10 protein-coding genes are annotated in these 16,146 nt (G+C 52.0%); 2 read left to right on the top strand and 8 right to left on the bottom strand.

Annotated features, from left to right (window positions below):
* Positions 1-100: 100 nt before the first annotated feature.
* Together ACFO4L_RS09940 and ACFO4L_RS09935 are read right to left on the bottom strand one after the other, a co-directional pair.
* Positions 101-1,177, bottom strand: a complete 1,077-nt coding sequence (locus tag ACFO4L_RS09940) for an HD-GYP domain-containing protein (RefSeq protein WP_377909519.1) — start codon at positions 1,175-1,177, stop codon at positions 101-103.
* Between the two features lie 569 nt (positions 1,178-1,746).
* Positions 1,747-7,629 (bottom strand): pullulanase, encoded by a 5,883-nt coding sequence (locus ACFO4L_RS09935; RefSeq protein ID WP_377909518.1) that lies wholly within the window; start codon positions 7,627-7,629, stop codon positions 1,747-1,749.
* Between the two features lie 445 nt (positions 7,630-8,074).
* Here ACFO4L_RS09935 and ACFO4L_RS09930 point away from each other — a divergent pair, with 445 nt between their 5' ends.
* Positions 8,075-9,319, top strand: a complete 1,245-nt coding sequence (locus ACFO4L_RS09930) for a YncE family protein (RefSeq protein ID WP_377909517.1) — start codon at positions 8,075-8,077, stop codon at positions 9,317-9,319.
* Between the two features lie 213 nt (positions 9,320-9,532).
* On the opposite strand, the gene ACFO4L_RS09925 is transcribed toward ACFO4L_RS09930, so the two are convergent.
* From ACFO4L_RS09925 to ACFO4L_RS09910, 4 genes are all read right to left on the bottom strand, one after another.
* Positions 9,533-10,003, bottom strand: a complete 471-nt coding sequence (locus ACFO4L_RS09925; protein WP_377909516.1) for a hypothetical protein — start codon at positions 10,001-10,003, stop codon at positions 9,533-9,535.
* Between the two features lie 143 nt (positions 10,004-10,146).
* Positions 10,147-11,283: a S8 family peptidase gene (locus ACFO4L_RS09920; protein WP_377909515.1), complete on the bottom strand. Its 1,137-nt coding sequence runs from the start codon at positions 11,281-11,283 to the stop codon at positions 10,147-10,149.
* Positions 11,284-11,519: 236 nt separating this feature from the next.
* Positions 11,520-11,849, bottom strand: coding sequence for a hypothetical protein (locus ACFO4L_RS09915; RefSeq protein ID WP_377909514.1), 330 nt, complete (start codon positions 11,847-11,849; stop codon positions 11,520-11,522).
* An 81-nt stretch (positions 11,850-11,930) separates the two neighbouring features.
* Positions 11,931-13,304 (bottom strand): DUF2254 domain-containing protein, encoded by a 1,374-nt coding sequence (locus ACFO4L_RS09910; RefSeq protein ID WP_377909513.1) that lies wholly within the window; start codon positions 13,302-13,304, stop codon positions 11,931-11,933.
* Positions 13,305-13,528: 224 nt separating this feature from the next.
* Between ACFO4L_RS09910 and ACFO4L_RS09905 the strand changes: the two genes are divergently transcribed.
* Positions 13,529-13,771 (top strand): hypothetical protein, encoded by a 243-nt coding sequence (locus tag ACFO4L_RS09905; RefSeq protein ID WP_377909512.1) that lies wholly within the window; start codon positions 13,529-13,531, stop codon positions 13,769-13,771.
* Positions 13,772-14,227: 456 nt separating this feature from the next.
* On the opposite strand, the gene ACFO4L_RS09900 is transcribed toward ACFO4L_RS09905, so the two are convergent.
* Together ACFO4L_RS09900 and ACFO4L_RS09895 are read right to left on the bottom strand one after the other, a co-directional pair.
* Entirely contained in the window at positions 14,228-15,265 is a 1,038-nt protein-coding gene (locus ACFO4L_RS09900) for a M14 family zinc carboxypeptidase (RefSeq protein WP_377909511.1), read from the bottom strand.
* Between the two features lie 250 nt (positions 15,266-15,515).
* Positions 15,516-16,007 (bottom strand): YajQ family cyclic di-GMP-binding protein, encoded by a 492-nt coding sequence (locus tag ACFO4L_RS09895; protein ID WP_377909510.1) that lies wholly within the window; start codon positions 16,005-16,007, stop codon positions 15,516-15,518.
* Positions 16,008-16,146 lie beyond the last annotated feature (139 nt).

The raw sequence follows: 16,146 nt of genomic DNA, 5'->3' as shown, positions 1-16,146 counted from the left end.
CGAACTTGAAGGGAAGTTCTTCCTGAACACCGCATCACTTCGTAAAGTATAGCACTCTCTTTTGCTGCTGTCAGCCCGTTTTTCCGGATTTGCTATTTTCTCACTTTTCCCACGATCGCCGGTCCGCTACGTCCAGGATGGCAAGTCCGCTCCCGCGCAGGTTGAAGGCGTCCTGTCCGACAAGTACAAGCGGATGCTCCAAGTCGTCAGGAAACAATTGAATAATCGTTCCGAGGCGTCCGTCTGATAAATAAACATCTGCCCCCGTATACAGTTGCAGCATTTGTGCCGTAAACGGCAATCCAAACCGACTCGACAGCTTGCCGGAGAATATATCCTCTGTCACAATTCGCAGCGCTCTGAATGGAGACGATTTTTTCTGATAGCTGCGGTCGGAAGAGACCGCGTCAAACACGTCGGCTACGGCTACGATTAAACCTGCTGCGGATAGGTCTTCTCCTTGAAGCCCCCGCGGATACCCGCTGCCGTCCACGCGCTCATGATGATCGAGGACACCGTCGTGAATCATGCGCGGCACCTCTCCGTTTTTTTTGAGAAGTGCCACGCCGAGCTGCGGGTGCTGCTTCATTTTCTCAAATTCTTCCGGCGTGAGCTTAGCCGGCTTTTGAATGATTTCTTTCGCAATTTGCAGCTTGCCGATATCATGGTAAAGTCCCGCTTTACCGATCTCCATCACCAAATCGTGCGGAAAATCAGCCAGCCGGGCGATCAGGGCAGAAAGCATGCCGACGTGAATGCTGTGGCGGTATGTATAATCGCTGTGCCCCTGAAGCTGCTGCAACACAACCAGCATCGAACCGCTTGCAAGCGCCTCTTCTGCGAGCTGTTCAAATTGATCCGAACATGCTGTCAAATCGATATCAGTCCCATCTGCTGCCGCCGCAAATACCCGCTTGATTTCTTCAAATTGCTGTCTGTACGCCTGTACGAAACGGCTGTACCGCCCTTCCCACTTCTGTTCAAGCTGCTCCAGCACCGACGCTTGGCCTCCAACGGCAATCCGGCTGATGCCATGCTGAAAAAGCAGCTGGATGTGAGCTGCTGTGACGACGGTTCCCTCTTTCAGCAGAAGCGTTTTATGTTTCGAATAAACGTCTTCGGCGAGCTTGCAATCAAGCGCCCTGCACGCGTGACGATGAATATAGACCCATTCCATTTGTATGATCACCTCTTCTAATTATATTAAATCAGATTCACAGCTTCATTTCCATGATTCATAACAGGACTTTTATCTAGTTTTTTATGTAAAATGGCTCACTCACCATACATGTACGTATGTTTCACAGCGCAGAAATTACGATAGTCGGGTATCCGCAGCTTGTCCGTTTTCTCTGACGCAAAGTGAAAGGGCTGCAAAACCTTGAGCATTGATTGCAGATCGCCCTACGTCAACACTAGTCAGGCAAAAGATTCTTTTCTAATAAGAGCGTTTTGCTTTTTGGCAGGCAGCAGTTCCGGCTGCATGTTCTCGCTGCATCGTGATCAGGAACAATAAAAGATGCGAAAGACGTTCTCACCGTTATTCCGATCTGTTGCGTGGCGTAACGCCGACCTACTGTTGTGTTCGATTGAGACAGCGTTCAACGCTTTTCCATGCCGCAGGGAAGCTTAGCGCTGTGTTGACGTAAGAGCTTCCACCACCAGACTGCCGGGCACACGCACGAGAAGGCCCTCCGCATCAATACGGAGGGCCTTCGTCTATCTATTTAGTGGGGGGAATAGATATCAGTCTTCGTCGCTGAGGATGCGTTCTGCCTGCTCCTTCAGCTCCTGTCTTGCTTCTTCCTCGACATGACGCTCTGCCTGGCTGGAGTTCAGCCTGTCAACGTAGCGCTCCGTAAAGGAACGTGCCTGATCAGATCGTCCTGCTTCCTGATGGTGCACAGCTTGTCTTGCCGTATTGGAAAGTTGTCCGCGCATCGGGCCGCTAATATAGCCCTCATCGATATACGCGTCCGTTTTTCCGGAAAGCTCTGTCATTTCCTGCAGCTTTCTCTCTTCCGGATCGAGCTCATCAGCCGGCTCTTCGCCGCCTGTCTGCACGATGACCGCCGTCAGCGGATCGATCGTCAGCGACTCTTCCGTCAGGTTAAAGCCGTTCGGCTCCGCGACTTCTGTCACACCGGCTTCGTCTGCATCCGCAAGCACGATGCCGTCCGTCAGATCCATGTCGAGCGTCAGCGTGCGCTCACTGTCGTCTGCGTTAATGAAAACGTGGTACGCTGCATCAGATTCTGAATCTTCCGCCCGGTAGCCGATCAGAAGATCTTCGTCACCGATTTCCGGTGCGTCGATGAAGGACACGTGCTCATCGATCGCATCCATCGTGCCGTGACGGAACGCATCCGTGGAACGACGCAGTTCGATCATACCGGTCATCATTTCACGCGTCATACTGTTCAGCGGGTACGCCTCTTCGTTCGTGGCGAGCTCCCAGTCAAACTTGTTGATTGCATCAGTGGAATCGTACGAATCATGGATAAAGTATGGATATTCAAACGGATTGCCGTCTGCATCCTCCATGTATGTCGACTTGTACGGTGCATCTTCCTCCGCTACCGGTCCGATGAAGTCATCGTCACGGAACTGCTTCGTCCGGCCAAATTCCTGACCGCCGTGCACGAAGGCTGTGCCCTGCGCCGTCATCACCATCGCATTTCCTAAACGGATGCGCTGATGAATTTCCTCCTGATGGTCTTTTGGATCTTTTTGAATCGACTGGGCAATCACGTCGTGCAGCGTCAGGTTGTCGTGCGCTGCGATATATGGAACGACGTCACCCGGGTTCGTTGCCGTAAAGTTGGACGGATTCGCCGTTACGTTGTTGTAAATCCGCTCAATATCACGCGCGCCGCCTGTAATAAAGCGCGGCTCGCCTTCACTGCCGAAGCCGGACTTGAGCTCATTACGGAAGTCATCTGAGAAAGACCCGACGCTTTCCGTATATTGCATCCACTGCTGGTCAGCCGGCTGCACGTCCGGATCCGTTTCATCTCCGACGTACGTCACCCAGCCTTCGCCGATCATAACGACGTTCGGATTCACTTCCTTCGCTTTGTCATAGGCGATTTGAATGCTCTCGGCATCGTGGTCGCCCATCATGTCAAAACGGAAGCCGTCCACTTTAAATTCTTCAACCCAGTACATGATCGAGTCGACCAGAATTCGTCGTGACATCTCATGCGTCGTGCCGAGACGTCCGCCGCCAAAACTGATGCGGGACGTGCCGTCAGCGTCCATGAAGTGGTAGTAGTTTGGCTCCAGGTCCTCGAAAATGTGCTCGCGGGCCGTATGGTTGTAAACCACATCGAGGATCACACCCATATCGCGTTCGTGGATTTCATGGATCAGATTCTTAAATTCTTCGATCCGCTTTTCTGCATCTTCCGGATCTTCAGAATACATGCCCGTCAGCGAGAAATAGCTGTGCGGGTCGTAGCCCCAGTTGTAGTTCGTCTGGGTCGATGCATAATCAAGCATCCGCTCATCTGCCGCAAATTCATTGGAGAAGAAATAACTCATCACCGGAAGCAGCTGTACGTGTGTTACGCCAAGCTCCTCCAGATAGTCGAGCCGCTCTGCGAACGCTGAGAACGTTCCGAACTCACTGTCCAGCTCGTCTTCAATAGACGGGTCAGACGTGAAATCACGGACGTGCAGCTCGTAAATGATCGCATCCTCGCGCTTTTCAAAACCGTCAATCTCGGCGAAATCGAGATCCGGTCCGATCGCAGATGGATCGACAATCGCTGCTTTGCCGATATAGGCATCATCAGCGCCGCTGTCCCAGGCTGCCATCGACGGTGCGTATGGATCAAGCGCTTCAACGGTTTCCCCGTCACGCTCAATCATGTAGTGATAGTAGTAGCCGGTATGATCCGACACGCCTGTTGTACTTTCATCAAGCGTCACTTCCCAGACGCCTCTGTCCTGACGCTCCATCGCCACATCATCACCGATGACATTGTCCTGATCGTCTTTGTCATAGAGACGAACGGAGACGTCATCTGCGCTTGGCGACCATACTTTCAGCGTAACGGAGCCATCCTCGTGCAGCTCGGCACCGAGATCACCGTCATAGCTGTAAAGCTCATCTTTCAGCTGCCAGCCGATAATCGCCTGTGCTGTACGTTCGTTAAACGTAATCGTAAACGGCGCTTGTTCCAGATCAAACGATCCGTGCAGGGAGACAACTGTATCGCTGTCGATTGTCACGCTATCAAAGGAAACAGCCTCTCCGTTGCGGTCTGTAATTGTCAGTTCTTCCATAAGCTGCTCTTCCGTCAGACCGCCCGTGCCGCTGAAGCGGACTTCAATCCGCTCATCTGACACGACTTCGGCGCTCTGCACGCCGTCCATCATGACGTAGTACGGGTTGTTAAATGCCTGATCGGTGCCTGCTTTCACAAAAATCTGGTTGGATCGCTCCAGATCGCTGTAGCTCATGTCTGCCGACTGATCTCCAGATTCCTGATTTAAAAACAGGAAGCCGATTTCTTCTGCATTTTCGGCAAGCTCAATATCGGCATACAGACCGTAGCGGCCTTCGCCGGCAAACGGCGTTGCACCTGTAGGCCAGTCGTCAGACGGGCTCAGCGTATCTTCAAAGTGCCAGATGCTGTCATAGTCGTAGCTGTCTTCGCTATAGTAATGAATCCGCACTTCATCGTCGCCGATGTCAGCCGGTTCCGCAAGCGAATAGCTGCCGTCTTCGTACATCCAGATTTCATTCATGTCTTCGTGAATCAGATCGACGTTCACGTCACCGGTGATGTTTTCGCCGCCGGTGTTGTTCACGAGCATGCTGAGACGGTCTGCACCCGGCTCAAGCTCAATGTCGTAATAAGGACCGAAGTCGGACATGCGATCTTCACTGAAGCGCTGCTCGCCAGGCCAGCTTGCATTCTCTTCAGATGGAACCGCAGCGCCGTCCCAGTACCAGACGCCGAGAGATGAAATGTTTCTGTCACCCGCATCAAAGTGTACGCGCAGGTGATCCTCCGGAATGTCGCTGTCTTCAGATGGTGTGTCCGCACCTTCACCGTCTGTGATCGTGCCATTTTCTGTCGTCAAAAGAACCGTTCCGCCGTCCGCAGGTGCCGGAATCGTCATCGTGAGCGTTCCGTCTTCTGCCGTGACGCTTTCACCGGAATACGCATCCGTGACGACTGTATCTGCTTCCGTCGTATTCAGCGTCACTTCCTGTGCATCGTCTGCGGTGTTCAGTCCGACGAAAACATTTTCTCCTTCGTAGGCGCGCTCAAAGACGAGGTAGCCTTCATCGTCAGATCCTGCGGTTTCCGAGCGGGTACCTCGGGCAAACAGCTCCGAATGCTCGCCTCGGAAATCAAGCAGCTTTGTGTAATGCTCGTGGAACGGATTGCCTTCCACGTCATCCCAGGCAAAGTCATAGCGGTTGTCATACTCCGGCCAGTTATCGTCGCCCGACTGCCCGAGCTCCTCACCGTAGTAGATCACCGGCTGCCCTTTTGCTGTCATCTGCAATGCAGAGCCAATCATAAGCGCCTCTTCGCCGTGATTGTAGAGGAAACCTTCCTCATCATGGCTGCCAAGGAACTGTCCGAGAAGCGCAGCACTGTCCATGCCTTCATTTCGTTCAATCAAATCATTGTTCACGGATTCCATATCACCGCGTGCAAAGTCACGGGCGCTGTTTTTAAACTCAAAGTCGAGCAGGGAATCCATCGTTCCCGTCCGCAGGTAACCGTGGTCGTTGTTTTGACCTGCGCCCCACGATTCACCGATCATCTTAAAGGACGGATCTTTTTCTGTCAGTTCATTTTTAAAGTGCTGCCACGTCGTATCATCGACGTGCTTGACCGTATCGACCCGGTAGTAGGAAATCGCGTTTCCGTTTTCTGTCGTCGAACGGTCGAGCCACGCTGTCTGCCAGTCGACGAGCTGCTCACGTACTTCCGGATTTTCCGTTTCAAAGTCCGGCAGGCCGGCAAGCTCCATCGTCAAATCGTCGCTGCCTGGGTTATCACGGATCATGCCGTCAAAACGTTCGACAATCTCCTCATCCGGATAGCCGTCCGGCGCTTCGCCTTCCGGCAGCGCATCTTCAGGACGCACATCGTAGCCAGGATGGTTCAGCACAACGTCGACCATGATTTTCATGTCACGCTCTGCCGCTGCGTCGATCAGCTCGTGAAATTCTTCGAGCGTCCCGAGGTGCGGATTTAGCTCTTCAAAGTCGCTTGCCCAGTAGCCGTGGTAGCCGAAATAGTTTCCAGCTTCTGCATCCCACTCCACGTCATGTGCGATGTTTTCCACGATCGGCGTGATCCAGACTGTGTTAACGCCGAGATCATCCAGGTAGTCCAGGTTCTGCGTGACACCGGCAAAATCGCCGCCCTGGTACGTGCCTCGCGGATTCTCGTCATCGTACTGGCTGTAGTCCAGTCCGTACGGATCGTTGTTGTCCGGGTTGCCGTCGTAAAAACGGTCTGTCAGCATGAAATAAATCATCGCTTCGTCCCAGTCAAACTCGCCTTCTGCTTTCTCACGTGCCGCTACTTCAACCGTTGCACTGCCCTCGTACACGCCGCCCTCTTCGTCAACTGCGCGAATCGGCAGCTCGTACGTGCCCGGCTCCGTGTCATGGGTCGCTGCGATCGTCACGCGGTTTAATTCCGTTGAGACATTCAGCTCGCTGCTTCCGCCAAGCTGGCTTGCGTCAATTGATAGCTCGTCTATTTCCACATCGCTGTTGTTCTCGATGTCGATGTCCACGATCGCGTTTTCATCATAATGGAAAGCACCGTCAGCCGACCCGGAAACGGCAATGTCGTACTCGCCTTCCCTATACTCACGCTCTTCTTCTTCGTGCGCCACGTAGTACGGGTTCGTGTAAACCGTCTCATCGCCTTCACGCATGAAGATCTGACTGTGCACATCGCGTTCGTTGAAGTTGAGGTCGTCCGTTTGGTCTTCCGTCTCCGTATCAACTAACAGAAAGCCAAATCCATTAGCGCTTGACTCAACGTCTATATCAATATAAGAGCCGTATTCTCCGGTCTGATCGTCAGAAAAACGCAGCGCGTCATCCAGCCAATGATCAAAGGAATGCGCTACACCGCCCCAGCCCCAGAAGCCCATCGGCTCAACCGTATCACCTTCCGGCTGGTAATGGAGCCTTACCTGATCATCAAACTCAATCGGCTCGTAGTAATATACGTGCTCATCGTGTGAAATCCACACCTCGTCCATTTCTTCTGCGAGGATGTCGATTGTAATATCATCTTCTGACACATTATTTCCGTCGCGGTTATTGATAACAAGGCCCAATTCTTCAGTTCCTTCTTCAAACTCTATGTCAACGTAGGCGCCGTAGTCGGTCGTCCCGTAGTCCGAAAACCACTTTCCTTCCGGCCATTCGCCAGGCATTTCTTCTACACCTTCTCCAAAAAACCACAGTCCAAGTTCCGCTACGTCGAGATCCCCATAGTCGTAATGGACGCGAAGGCTGTTCGTGTCCTCTGTACTCTCTTCTGCTGTCACTGCCGGTGCAAATGACGAGAATACGCTTAGTCCCATCACCCCGGCCATCATCGTTGCCATTCGTTTCGTTCTTCGTTTATACACGCTCTTCTCTCCCCTCGTGAATAAGTGACCCTGTACCTGTCGTCTTACTCAGCCCCTTCCTGCACGTTTTGAATCCGGACGTGCAACGTTGTGCAAGTTGCGAAAACGTTTGCACTAACGCCATAAATAAAAGCGCAGCCGTATATTCTTTTTCAGAATGATTTGCAAGCGCTTTCTTTGCCTATTAGCGTATCGTATATTTTTTGACAATTCAACACAATCCGGTATAAATATGACTTCGGCTCAGTCTATTTTAAAAAATTCAGGTCAACCTGACTAGGTGTGCACGCGCATGCACAGAATAAGGAATCGATTCCCTGCTACTTTCTGCTCGGGACCGGAAAGGTAATTTAGAACTTTGCTTGAATCATATGAAAAATTCTGATAAAGTCTATATAACCGATTAAGTTGATATGTTTTAACTACTATTAAGGGGGAGTTCTTTATGAAGAAATGGACAGCCGGCCTTTTAGGCGGATTTCTGCTGATTGCAGGTGCGACGCCTGCAGCAGCGGAGAGTGATGCCCAGTACGAAGTGTGGATGGCCGATCAAGGTACCGACACGATCCATATTTATAACGAGGATCACGAAGAAATTGATACGATTGACTTTAGCGATGTGGGTGAAAATCCACACATGCTGCTCTTTGATGATGACTACGAATACGCGTATGCAGCTAACATGGGCAGCGGTACCGTCTCCGTCATTCACGGGGAGAGCCGGGAAGTCGTTGGAACAATTGAAACAGATGAAGGTGCTCACGCTGCCGTTCCAAATCCAAACGGGGAAACCGTGCTCGTCGCCAACACGCCTGGCGAGAGCCTGTCGCAAATTTCCCTTGATCATGAAAACGGGGAATACGAGGTCGTTCAGGACCTGGATTTAACGCAGGTGGACTCTCTGCAAAACGAAGATGAATTTCCGGATCACCGGCCGATCTGCCTCGACTTTAACGCAGACGGCAGCAAAGCCTACGTAACGATTGGCGGCGGCGGACTCGTCGTTGTCGATACCGAGGAGCTTGAAGTGATCGAGCAGTTTGGTAAAGAGGATGTTCATCCTCACGGCTGCGGCACGCTTCTTTCACCGGACGGATCGGAAATGTACGCGAACTCCGGCTCTGTGGATGACGGCTACTTTTACGTATTTGATACGGAAACAGACGAAATGATCCATAAAGCTGATGCAGGCGGTCTCGATACCCACGGCAAAAACTTCACAACAGACGGGAAGTATCTGTACACCGTTCACCGCGTATCGGACAGCCTGACCGTCATCGATACCGAAACAAAAGAAATTGTAGCAGAACAGGAATTTGTCGGAGATGCACCGGACTTAGCCGTTACGTCACCGGATAACAAATACTTCTACGTGACGCTTCGCGGACCAGAGCCTGCAACTGGCACGCATGACATGGCTGGCGACTCTCCTGGCATTTCCGTCATTGACGTGGAAACGCTGGAAATCGCCCATACGATTGACTTTACCGGCATCGACGGCACCGATCCGCACGGAATCGACATCCGCGTGATTGATGCGGGCAGCACCACGTATGACAACTACCAGTTCGAAGGCGACGAACTGCCTGACACAGCAGCTGGCGTACCGTTCTCCATCTGGATCGCCCTCGCTGCAGCCGGCATCGGCGGCGCTCTGCTTTTCGGAAAGCCAAAAACAGCACGCTCTTAATGAGGAAGGCTGTCTCCCAACTGATGGGAGGCAGCTTTTTTCATGTAGTGAAGGCTATTCGGCAGCGTAGCCACAAGGTCATGGACGGGCAATAAACACCGCCTAATTGCAACGTGAGGCTCGGCGTCAGCTAATTTCATCTGCTCTAAACATAGGCCGGCAGCTGCTTTCCCGCATAAAAAAGCTCCGTCTGCGTGCAGACGGAGTGGCGCCTTATCCCGGCGGAGTGCGCGCGAGGCTTTCGAGCTGCTGCTCGCCTTCGCGCGATATTTTATACAGCTTGGAGTGGCTGTCCTTGCCGATCGTGATGATGTACTTTTTCTTTTGCAGGACGCTGATCGCCCGGTACGGATTGGTGAGCCGGATGCCGTTGTCTTTTAGCAGGTCATCCACGGCGCTCGACTTAAATACCCGCTCCTGGCTCTTTTCCTGAATGAACTTCCCCGCGACAAGCGCCTTGTCGACGTCCTTCAGATCATCGTGAAACTGGTAGAGCCATTCCCCGAACGCATCATCTTCGGGCTGTAGCTGCGGCCATTCTGCCGCGGCAGCCTGTGACGGCCCGCTCCTGACGCGGTCCACGAGGTCGTCCAGCTGCTCCATCTGTTCACGGACAAACTCCTCCGAGCCTTTAATTTCAATTTCTCCGGTGCGCACGTTCATCCTGATGCTTGCCTTCGCCACTTCATCACTCCTCTTGGTTATACTGCCTTCACGCGCTTTCCTGACAATTCTCTTTTCCCTCTGCCAGTATAACCTGAAACATACCGCCGCATAAAAAAACAGGCAGGAGCGGTTCTTCCGCTGCTGCCTGCCTGCTGTTTGTATTAGTCGTTAATGGCATCAAGCGACTGGACGAGTCCGCTTCCGTACTGATGGGAAGCACCGAGTGGAACCGCCGTGTCATTTAGCAGATCACGCAGCTCGGCGCTGGAGAGCTCCGGCTTTGCCTGCCATACCTGCGCCGCTACACCAGCTACGTGCGGTGCTGCCATGCTCGTTCCGTTAAAGGACGCGTAACCATTTCCCGGAACCGTGCTGAGAACGTCCACTCCCGGAGCGGAAATTTCAACCGCCGGTCCGGCGCTCGAGAACGTCGCCCGGTTATTGGTTGCATCGACTGCCGCTACTGCCATCGCGGAATCGTATTTCGCCGGGAAGCCGACTGTGTCGTTATTACCGCCGCGGTTCCCGCTGTTTCCGGCAGCCGCAATGACGAGCGAGCCTTCTTCAAAAGCGAGATCTGTAAAGCTTTCCAAAACCGACGAGCCGGACGATCCGCCGAGGCTCATGTTGATGATGTCGATATCGTTTTCGATCGACCATTCAATGCCTTCTGCAATGCCGGCAAGGGAGCCGCTGCCAGAGTTACTCAGAACTTTGACGGCATACAGATCCGCATCCGGCGCTGCTCCGATGACGCCAAGGTCGTTGTCAACTGCCGCTACCGTGCCCGCCACATGCGTGCCGTGACCGTTCCCGTCAAAAAACGGATTGCTGTTGTCTGCATCGCTGAAAACCGAATAGCCGCCGACAACGTTATCTGCCAGGTCTTCATGATCCGCATCAATGCCGGTATCAAGCACTGCTACGCTGACGCCGTCACCGCTGATTCCCTGGGCGTATGCATCCGTTGCCTGCACCTGATCGATGCCATAGGGAACCGTCTGACTGAGTGTTGTCACTTCCGCATTTTCGTCAACCGCTTCAATCTGCGGATGGTTTTCCAGCAGCGGAACCTGTGCCTCGGACAATTCCACGAGCTGGACATCCAACAGATCGTATGTATGCAGCACGTCCGTCTCACTGATGCCAAATGCCTGCATCAGCCCTGCTTCAGCCGGACCTGAAAACTCCACCAGATACTCCTGCTTTTCTGTCTCCCCCTGCGGACTGACTGCCCCCGCACTCATTGGCACGGCAAAAAGTGCTGCCGCTGCTGTCATGAAAAGTACCTTCTTCATCAAAAAACCCCTTTTCCGAAATAGTCTGCACCACCGCGGTGTTTTTTCAGAATAATCGGAACAGGTCGTCTTTTCAACATACTGAACGCTTGTTCATTATCCCGCCTCAGAAATTTTTCTGTCAATAAAGGACTTTCTGCCCGACAGCCTGTCCGTTTATGAAACTCTGTTCAGCAAGTCCTTCCGCACTGAAAAAAAGAACCTGCCGGATTACCTCCGACAGGTTCCCTGTTCGTTTACTTAATGACATCAACTGGTCCGTGGTCGTCAATGTGATCGCCGTGCACGTGATGAAGGCGTCCGTCAACGAGGTAATCATAGTGATCCCCGTGCGGAACAAGTTCGTGTCCGCAGTCTTCATTATGCTCGCAGTCCGACTGCACCGGCGCACATGAATCCGGGTTCTCATCGCTCACGCCGATTTTACACTCATCCCAGTGCTCCTGGTGCTTGTGATGCAGGTGTCCGTCGTGCACGTAATCAATATGATCACCGTGGCGGATTTTCGTGTGTCCGCAGGAAAGGGAATGCTCGTGCGTATGGTTGTCATGTGTATGATGGCTCATCAACAAAACCTCCTTTTACAGTCAGTGTACCACTAAAAAAGGGCGCTGAAACGGGTTTGGCGTCGATAGGAATCATTCCGTCTATACCGGCTGCATGCGCTCCTCGATCTGCTTGAACTCTTCCTCGCTATCGGTGATGCGGCTGAGCACTTGCAGCGATTCGAGCATAAACGTCAGATCGAGCCGGTACATGTGGTCCGGTGACTGATGCCGGAAAATATCGGACGCAAACGCCCAGATCGTCTCCTGCTTCGTTTCATCAAGGGACTCTGCGATTTTTGCCATGCAGTTAATCAGCTCCGTCAATAGCACGTGATCATCTTCGGCGTAGTGACGAATAAAGCCGAAGCCTTTGTATAAATACGACTCAAACGATTCCGCCATGAGAACGATCCGCGTCTGCCTATTTTCATCCTGTAAGTACGGGGTAAAGGTAATATACTCCACCACTTCCAGCATCAGCTCTGCCATCTGGTGCATCGTCGTCATCGCCGTTTTCGGATCCTTGTTGCCGATCGATTTGATCGCAATCTCGGAAAGCTTGTACATGCCCATCTGCAGATCCTGCAGCTCGAGCTCCTTATGACCGATCTGCACCATCCTCGAGTAGTCATCCATCTCCACATTCTCTGCACCCGGGCCCCAGTAGCTGAACAGTTCATTTCCAGCCAGCACGTATTCGCCCATGCGTCGGTGAAACTGCACGATGATGTCATCACGCCGCGCTTGCTCAAGCATTTTGCGGTAGTCCACAAGCTGCACGTAGCCGCTCTTTTTCGCCTGTACGCGCACAGTATCTTCTTCATATTCAAGCTTCATGTCTCCTGACGTCTCCGCACGGTACACCTCAAGCTCCCGGCTCAGCGTGTCTTTGATGATCCGTTGTGAATTTTCCTTCATCGTATTCGTGATGTTGTGCACCTGCATCCACGTCGTCGCATGGTTAATAAAATAAATAAACGTCATGGCCGTTAAAAAAGCGAGAAAAATCGTCGTGATCGGCACAGCTGCAAAATTTTCCCGCTCAGTACTGCCGATAAATAAAAACACGAGCAGTACGTATACGAAGCTTCCGTTAAATACGCCGAGTGCGTGCTGAGTACGGCGATCGGCCACGAAATTTAACAGCATCCGCGGTGAAAACTGCCCGCTGAACGTCGTTAGCACGACGAGCAGGGAGTTCAGTGTGAACGCGCTCAGTGTGAGAATACCACCGATAAGCGTACTGACGAGCATCTGCGTTGTTTCAGCTGTAATGGATACGATCGGAGGCAGCTGCCTTTCAATGTCCAGCTGAATATCTAAAAACAGTGCAAATACAACGAGAAAAACGGATAAGGATACGTAAAGCAGCGGCATATACCAGAGCGTGGACTGGATTTCATGCTTCCGCTCGCGCCGCGACATCGTAACGTATTTTCTGAGCGACGCCGGCAGCAGCTGGAGCAGCATCATCGGTAAGCCTCCTCTTCCAATGGCGCCAGAGCTCGCCCAGGCACCTCTATCGATTCTGACGGGCTCATTCCCGCCTGACCACGGAACTGAAACCTGTTGCCGTGATTTTACAAAAACATTCGACAATCTGCGCCACAAACGTTGTTCAACTGGCTAAAAACCGTTTTCGTTTTCCAACTTCTCCTGTAAACTGGAAGGAAGGACTCAATGAAAGGAGCAGATTGATGGAACCGTACCGTCTCGCGATCGGCATACATATCGCCATGTTTTTCTTTTTCACTGTCGTCACCTTCGGCTATCTGTCCGTCACCAGCGATCCGGCAATGGTGCGTGACACCGTTTTTTACGTTGTCATGGCCGCACTTTCGGCGCTCGCCGCTCTGCTGTTTACCGTGACTGTCTCGGCTTCCTTTTACACGGCACGCTATGTCGCCCGACGCATCAGCCGGCAAAGCACCAGCTCGTAATCAGGCGGACGTGACGTCATGTCAAAGTACGTGCCGCTTTCCTGCAAGCAGGATATTGCCAAGCAAATCGAGAAAAAAAACGTACGATTACCGACATGGCCGATCAAATCGGCAAACACCGGGCCACCGTCGGAAAATGAGTGAAGGACGACAATGGAAAGCACGCCAGCCGGATTAGACATAAAGAAGCAGGACCCTGTCAGGCAAGGGGCCCGTTCAAGGTAAACGTTCGCAGACGATAGCTGAGCGTTTTGCCGCCGCAAATCACGCTTTCTTTGGTATATCAGCCTTCAGTTTAAGCACGTAAACAATTGTCGCTCAACGTTAATGCTTTTGCAGCAAAAGTTGAACACTTTCGTCAACCCGCCTAAACGCACGACGTGAAACAGTCCCGCACGACCTTAATCCACTCACAAAAAAGAACCCGGCACGCGGCCGGGTTCACTCCTGAATAGCTTATTCACCTTCTTCTTCCTGTGGCAGGAAGCTCTGTGTTTCGAGCGTATCCCAGAAAGAAGTGTCCGCTTCTTCGATCGAGCGGTCAGCGATTGCTTCAATGGCTGCTTCCATGGAAACAACTGCCTGCTGGATCAAGTAGCCGTTGCTCTTTTGACCGAGCACCGCTGATTCGTTAACATTGTCGATCATGCCGCGCATTTCAAACAACAGTGTTGCGATATCGTATTCAAATGCCAAACCGTTACGAGCGATCGTGTTGGCATCTCCGCCCGGATATTTCGCGAGCAGTCCCCAGCCGCGGTCTTCTACGGAATCATACATAACAGCGCCAAGCTGCTTGGACATTTCCACGACAGCTGGGTCGACACCCTCATTGGTCGGGTGAAGAATGGAACCAGATACGAGCTCTCCATCAATGGCAGAACGCGCACCCTGATGATGAAAATCGACTAAGTAATCAATATCATACGCCTGCAGCACGTTTTCATGCAGCGCGATGTTCTCCGGCTGCGTCAAGTCGTTATGGTCCCGGTTTAAGTCGACGTTGTTGGCATTCGTACGCGTTGCCAGTCCACCCGCAACGTAGTCAGAAGTGTCAAAATCGACATCGCCGATCGCGCCGTCCATATTGATTCGCGGTACGAAAAAGACGTTCACGTTTTCCGCAAGCTCAGCGTTTTGGCGACGGTTGTTGGACAAGCTGCGGATGACCTGCAGTGCCCCTTCTGTGATCAGCACTTCATTTCCGTGCTGCTGTGTCAGAAACAAGATCGTCGGGTTATCTGGATTTGTACCGAACTTCAATAGCGGCAAATCACGTCCTTTTACCGACTGGCCGATGATCTCCAGCTCCATAAAATCAGAGCGTTCCGCTGCGCGTTCTACCTGCGCCATTAAGTCTTCATTGCTCGTCAGTCTGGAATCGTTGATCGTTTCGTTGCCGTTGTAATTCGGCCCGTTGCCTACAGCTCCGGCTGGCAGCGCCATTGACAGGAACATCAGAACAGCTAGCAATGTAACCAGCGTCTTTTTCATGTTCGCTTCATCCCCTTCGTCTCGTTTTAGTGCATAGCCGTTAAGGCCCCGCTGACACTAACGCTACGAGACTCGAAAGAAATGTACAACCGTTTTTCGTACAATTACGTACTGTGCAGGAATCTTCATCAGATCGTACTGATCAAACATGTCAATATTCAGGATAAAAGTCTGAACTTTTTTGTCAGAATGATTTAGTTGTATCAAAAAAACGCCCGTCCCTTTTTGATAAAAGGACAGGCGGTTTCGATTAACGGTAGTTCGTAAATTGAACAGGCACACTCAGGTCGGCTGCACGCACAGCAGCCATCGTTTTTTGCAGGTCATCCTTGTTTTTACCGGTGACGCGCACCTGCTGATCCTGAATCTGCGTTTTCACTTTCAGCTTCTCTTCTTTTACAAGCTTCACGATTTTCTTGGCGTTTTCCTGATCGATTCCTTGAATGATCTTTGCCCGCTGGCGGACGGTTCCGCCGGATGCGGATTCGAGCTTTCCATAGTCAAAGCTCTGTACGGCGACTTCCTGCTTGATCAGCTTGTTGACGAGCACGTCCTTGAGCTGGTCCATTTTGTACTCGTTGTCGGATACGAGGACAAGCTCTTCATCGTCCAGCTTGACGGAGCTTTTGCTGTCCTTAAAATCGTAGCGGTTTTGAATTTCTTTTTCAGTCATGACGACGGCGTTCTGCACCTTCGACATGTCCACTTTTGATACGATATCAAACGAATTTTCTTTTGCCATCTGAATCATCCTCTCTCAGTCATCGTTATACCCAGTCTATCATGAACGCGCCTAAAAGAAAGCCGCTCGCGGATGCGAAAGTTTTTATTCTCACGCTGTAAGTTATCATTCTAAGCGTAAAAGTTTTCATCCTGCCGAC

The sequence above is a fragment of the Bacillus daqingensis genome (assembly GCF_042654445.1).
Lineage (GTDB): Bacteria > Bacillota > Bacilli > Bacillales > Salisediminibacteriaceae > Alkalicoccus > Alkalicoccus luteus.
This window is presented reverse-complemented; position numbering and strand designations above follow the sequence as displayed.